The sequence below is a fragment of the Mammaliicoccus sp. C-M13 genome, assembly GCF_022386845.1.
In the GTDB taxonomy this organism is placed as follows: domain Bacteria; phylum Bacillota; class Bacilli; order Staphylococcales; family Staphylococcaceae; genus Mammaliicoccus; species Mammaliicoccus lentus.
The window spans coordinates 246,281-252,488 of sequence record NZ_JAJNHQ010000003.1 but is presented as its reverse complement, the minus strand read 5'-3'; the positions used below and the strand labels follow the sequence as shown (position 1 = coordinate 252,488).

The window sequence follows — 6,208 nt, the reverse complement described above, 5'->3', positions numbered from 1 at the left end:
TCAAACAGATTTATTTTGTTAATACATTCTAAAAAACCAATGGTTGATTACTTCTAAAGATATTACACATAAATATGGACTTGACTTAAAAATCAGTTGAAACTTAAAAAAATCGAATGAAATATAGAGAAAGAAGTGCTCTAATGTGCAAGATGGATAGAACAAGCTCGTTAGAAAACGTAACGTGCACGAGTGAAAAAACAAGCCCGTTAGCGTATAAAAATCAGTTGAAACATAAAAAAATCGAATGAAATATAGCGAAAGAAGTGCTCTAACGTGCAAGACAAATATAACAAGCTCGTTAGAAAATGTAACGTGCACGAGTGAAAAAACAAGCCCGTTAGCGTATAAAAATCAGTTGAAACTTAAAAAAAATCTAATGAAATATAGCGAAAGAAGTGCTCTAACGTGCAAGATGGATAGAACAAGCTCGTTAGAAAACGTAACGTGCACGAGCGAAAAAACAAGCCCGTTAGCGCATAAAGATCAGTTGAAACTTAAAAAAATCCAATGAAATATAGAGAAAGAAATGCTCTAACCTGCAAGACAAATATAACAAGCTCGTTAGAAAATGTAACATGCAAGAGTGAAAAAACAAGCCCGTTAACGCACGCAAAACCCATCAAAACAATAATAAACCTCAAATTCAAATCAATATCCACTACACAATCCACTATTCCAACCTCACATATTCTACACTATAGAAGGAGCAATAATTATGAATTTTAATCAAGAAATAGTTTTAAAATTAACTTACGCTGGTTTTACGACTAGGCATTTACATAAAATGTTAAGTTATGATACAAGTTTAAATTTTATTGATGATCATGATGAGTTCTTAAATTTCATTTCCAAATCGAATTTTAATTATAATAAAATGTTTGCAATGTATAATAGGTATCGAGATAGTGATATAGAGGAGCTAGTAAAAAACATCGAAGCTCAGAATATTAAATTTGTCTTTTCGAACCAGTCGGGTTATCCTAATTTACTGAAGCAGATTTACGATTATCCATTAATGTTATTTGGGCAAGGTGATATGAATTTATTAAATCATTCAAAAATGCTCGCAATTGTTGGTTCTCGTAAAGCAACTACCTATACTGAACAGATTTGTGATACATTAATACCAAGTTTAGTTAAAGCTAATATCACGATTGTATCTGGTTTAGCAATGGGCGCGGATTATTTCGCTCATCTAAAAACGATAGATCAAGGTGGTCACACGATTGGTGTTGCGGCTTTTGGACTGAATTACCATTATCCAAAATCTACAGATTATATAAATTTGTTTATGAGAAAGCATCATTTAGTAATAAGTGAATATTATCCTAATGTTAAGTTACAGAAATGGCGTTTTCCTGAGAGAAACAGAATTATAAGCGGTTTGTCTCAAGGCGTTTTAGTTACTGAAGCAAATGAACGAAGTGGATCACTTATTACAATTGATCAAGCGTTAGATCAAAATCGTAATGTTTATTGTTGTCCTGGTACTATATTCCAGAGCTTGAGTAAAGGCGTAAATAAACGAATTCAAGAAGGTGCTAAACTTATACAAACGCCTGAAGATATACTTGAAGATTTTAGGTAAAATGGAACAAATTGAAAGGTTTGAAAAAATATTTTAATTGACAAAGCTGAATTTATCAGTTTATCATTTACATTTGTAATCAATAGAATAGCAAGGGGGAGTTACTTTGGCAGAAAATCTTGTCATTGTCGAATCGCCTGCAAAAGCTAAAACCATTGAAAAATATTTAGGAAAAAAATATAAAGTCATCGCTTCTATGGGGCATGTTAGAGATTTGCCTCGTAGTCAAATGGGTGTAGATGTAGATAATTATTATGAACCTAGATATATAACTATTCGAGGTAAAGGACCAGTCGTTAAAGATTTAAAACGTCATGCAAAAAAAGCTAAAAACGTTTATCTTGCGAGTGACCCTGACCGAGAAGGTGAAGCGATTGCTTGGCATTTAGCACATATATTAGATATAGATGAAAATAAAAAATCACGAGTAGTATTTAATGAAATTACGAAAGATGCTGTAAAAGAAAGTTTTAAGCATCCAAGAGAAATCGAACATGAGTTAGTTGATGCTCAACAAGCACGTAGAATATTAGATAGACTAGTAGGTTATAATATATCACCAGTTTTATGGAAGAAAGTGAAAAAAGGTTTATCTGCAGGACGTGTTCAATCAGTAGCATTACGACTTGTGATTGATCGTGAAAATGAAATTAATAATTTTAAACCTGAAGAGTATTGGACAATAGAAGGTTTATTCAAACATAAAACAAAAACGTTTTCTGCTAAATTCTTACATGAGAAAAGCAAACCAGTTAAGTTGAAAAATGAAGGTGATGTTAAAAAAATTACAACACAATTAGATGGGGACAAATTTGAAGTTACACAAGTAACGAAAAAAGAAAAATTAAGACACCCCGCTAAATCATTTACAACTTCTTCATTACAACAAGAAGCTTCGCGTAAATTGAATTTCAAAGCTAGAAAAACAATGATGCTTGCTCAACAATTATATGAAGGTATAGATCTTAAAAAGCAAGGTACTGTCGGGTTAATCACATATATGAGAACTGACTCCACACGTATATCAGAAACAGCACAAGCTGAAGCAGCAACATTTATTGAAAATGAATATGGTAAAGAATATTTATCAAAAGCAAAAGCTACTAAAGGTAAACAAGGTGCACAAGATGCCCACGAAGCAGTAAGACCTACAAGTGTTGCTAGAACGCCAGAACAAATGAAGGCATTTTTATCTAGAGATCAACATAGATTGTACAAGCTGATATGGGAAAGATTTATGGCGAGTCAAATGGCTCCTGCAATAGCAGATACAGTAGCTGCAGATATAACGCAAGGCGATTTAAAATTCAGAGCAAATGGTCAAACGATTAAATTTAAAGGTTTCATGAAAGTATATGTTGAAGCTAAAGATGATCAAGATGAAGAGAAAGATGGTAAATTGCCTCCATTAGAAAAAGGAGATATCGTTACTGCTGAGAAAATTGATCCTAAACAACACTTTACGCAACCACCACCAAGATATACGGAAGCGCGTTTAGTAAAAACAATGGAAGAATTAAAAATTGGTAGACCATCTACTTATGCTCCAACAATTGACACAATACAAAAACGAAATTACGTCAAACTTGATCAAAAACGTTTTATACCAACTGAACTTGGTGAAATTGTTCATGAATCAGTGAAAGAATACTTCCCTGAAATTATCGATGTAGACTTTACAGTTAATATGGAAACACTATTAGATAAAGTCGCTGAAGGCGAAATAGAATGGAAGAAAGTTATCGACATGTTCTATGAGAACTTCAAAATTGATGTTGCTAGAGCAGAAGAAGAAATGGAAAAAATAGAAATTAAAGATGAGCCTGCAGGAGAAGATTGTGAATTATGCGGTTCACCTATGGTTTATAAAATGGGAAGATACGGGAAGTTTATGGCTTGTTCTAATTTCCCTGAGTGTAGAAATACAAAAGCAATTATTAAAACGATTGGTGTTAAATGTCCGAAGTGTAAAGAAGGCGAAGTGGTAGAGCGTAAATCTAAGAAAAATCGTATTTTCTTCGGTTGCTCAAGATATCCTGAATGTGATTATACATCATGGGATAGACCATTAGATCGTTCATGTCCAAAATGTGATACAGTTTTAGTTGAACGTAAAAAAGGAAAATCTGCACAAGTTATTTGTCCAAATTGTGATTATAAAGAACAAGAACAGAAATAATGTGTGAAGTGCAAAAAGTTATCGGTATAGATAATTTTTTGCACTTGTTTTTTTGTTTATTGGTAAAAACAGTAAATTGTCACTAATTTTTAAAAATTTGCTTTAGTTTATTATTTGATTAAATTCAGATTTGTTATACAATTCAATATGGAATATAAAAATGTGGAAATAGGAGGCATTTAATATGACTTCAATAAATGTTATTGGCGCTGGTCTAGCTGGGTCGGAAGCGGCTTATCAAATCGCCAAAAAAGGGATAAATGTTAACTTATATGAAATGAGGCCAGTCAAAAATACGCCAGCTCATCATACTGATAAATTTGCTGAATTAGTTTGTTCTAATTCTTTGAGAGGTAATCAACTTACAAATGCTGTTGGTGTTCTAAAGGAAGAAATGAGACAACTCGATTCACTTATTATAAGAGCTGCTGATAATGCACGTGTTCCTGCGGGAGGAGCATTGGCTGTAGATAGACATGATTTTGCGGGGTATATTACTGATACTTTAAGAAATCATCCTAACATAACTGTAATGAATGAAGAGATTACAAAAATACCTGATGGGCCAACAATTATAGCAACTGGACCTCTTACAACACAAAGTTTGACACAAGAAATTATCAATATTACTGGGGAAGAACAATTATATTTCTACGATGCAGCTGCACCAATCATTGAGAAAGATTCAATTGATATGGATAAAGTTTATTTGAAATCGCGCTATGATAAAGGTGACGCGGCATATTTAAATTGTCCAATGACAGAAGAAGAATTTGATAGATTTTATGAAGCGCTTATTCAAGCAGAAGTAGTACCTTTAAAGGAATTTGAGAAAGAAATTTATTTTGAAGGGTGTATGCCTTTTGAAGTCATGGCTGAAAGAGGTAAGAAAACTCTTTTATTTGGGCCAATGAAGCCAGTAGGTTTAGAAGATCCTAAGACGGGGAAACGTCCATATGCAGTGGTTCAATTACGACAAGATGATGCAGCAGGCACGCTATATAATATTGTAGGTTTTCAAACACATTTAAAATGGGGCGCTCAAAAAGAAGTGATTTCATTGATTCCTGGATTAGAAAATGTTGATATTGTACGTTATGGCGTTATGCATAGAAATACTTTCATTAATTCGCCGAACGCGTTAAAAGAAACTTACCAATTGAAATCACGTAATGACTTATTCTTTGCTGGTCAAATGACTGGAGTTGAAGGATACGTAGAAAGTGCAGCGAGTGGTTTAATTGCAGGTATTAATGCGAGTAAATTAGTATCGAATTTGGAACCAATAGTATTCCCAAGAGAAACAATTATCGGTAGTATGGCTTACTATATTACACATGCAAATAATAATAAAAACTTCCAACCGATGAATGCTAACTTTGGTCTCTTACCTACATTAGAAAAACGTATAAAAGATAAAAAAGAACGTTATGAAAAGCTAGCAAATCGTGCATTGAAACACTTAGATTCATTTAAAGTAATGTTATAGTAAATTATTTTAAGATTTATAATAATTGTGATACAATTCAGATAAATTGAGGAGTGAGTATAAATGCATGCTATAGAACAACAATTCTTAAATATGTTAATGTATGAAAAACACTTTTCTACGCATACATTGAATGCTTATGAACTTGATTTAATTGAATTTAACAATTTCTTGAAGACGGAACATTTGTCATTAAAAGAATTTGAATATAAGGATGCAAGGAGATACCTTGCATTTTTGTATGATAAAGAGCATAAACGTACAAGTGTATCACGTAAAATCTCAACACTGAGATCTTTATACCAATATTGGATGAGTGTAGACAGTGATATACAAAACCCGTTTATTCAACTTGTTCATCCTAAAAAAGAACATCATTTACCAAGTTTCTTCTATGAAGAAGAAATGGAAAAACTATTTGAAACATTAAATGATGGAAAAAGAACAAATATTAGAGACAAAGTCATATTGGAATTATTATATGCAACAGGAATTCGTGTTTCAGAATTAGTTCATATTCAATTAGATGATATAGATTTGGATTATTCTTTTGTGAAAGTATTAGGAAAAGGTAATAAAGAAAGAGTTGTACCTTTTGGTGAATATTGTCAAAGTGCAATAATAGATTATATTGATAATTTTAGAAGTCAGTTAAAAATAGACCATGATTATTTAATTGTTAATATGCGTGGACAAGCTATTACTGAGCGTGGCATAAGATATGCTTTGAATGAAATTGTTAAACGTACTCAAGGCGTTTATCACATCCACCCCCATAAATTGCGCCATACATTCGCGACACATTTATTAAATCAAGGTGCAGATATGAGAACGGTTCAAAGTTTATTAGGTCATGAAAGTTTGTCTACAACGAGTCAATATACACATGTTACAAAAGATCAATTAAGAAAAGTATATTTATCTGCACATCCCCGTGCATAAAGGAGAA

4 protein-coding genes are annotated in these 6,208 nt (G+C 32.5%); all 4 read left to right on the top strand.

Going from position 1 to position 6,208, the window contains the following annotated elements; genetic code table 11:
- The first annotated feature begins 718 nt into the window (after positions 1 to 718).
- The 4 genes from dprA to xerC all read left to right on the top strand — a co-directional run bounded on the left by dprA (position 719) and on the right by xerC (position 6,201).
- Complete coding sequence (gene dprA / locus LQ615_RS04170; RefSeq protein ID WP_064211588.1) at positions 719 to 1,591, top strand: DNA-processing protein DprA; 873 nt, start codon at positions 719 to 721, stop codon at positions 1,589 to 1,591.
- A gap of 106 nt (positions 1,592 to 1,697) precedes the next feature.
- Positions 1,698 to 3,770: a type I DNA topoisomerase gene (gene topA, locus LQ615_RS04165; RefSeq protein WP_016998603.1), complete on the top strand. Its 2,073-nt coding sequence runs from the start codon at positions 1,698 to 1,700 to the stop codon at positions 3,768 to 3,770.
- Positions 3,771 to 3,954: 184 nt separating this feature from the next.
- Positions 3,955 to 5,259: an FADH(2)-oxidizing methylenetetrahydrofolate--tRNA-(uracil(54)-C(5))-methyltransferase TrmFO gene (gene trmFO / locus LQ615_RS04160; protein ID WP_064211586.1), complete on the top strand. Its 1,305-nt coding sequence runs from the start codon at positions 3,955 to 3,957 to the stop codon at positions 5,257 to 5,259.
- A gap of 63 nt (positions 5,260 to 5,322) precedes the next feature.
- Positions 5,323 to 6,201: a tyrosine recombinase XerC gene (gene xerC / locus LQ615_RS04155; RefSeq protein ID WP_016998605.1), complete on the top strand. Its 879-nt coding sequence runs from the start codon at positions 5,323 to 5,325 to the stop codon at positions 6,199 to 6,201.
- Positions 6,202 to 6,208 lie beyond the last annotated feature (7 nt).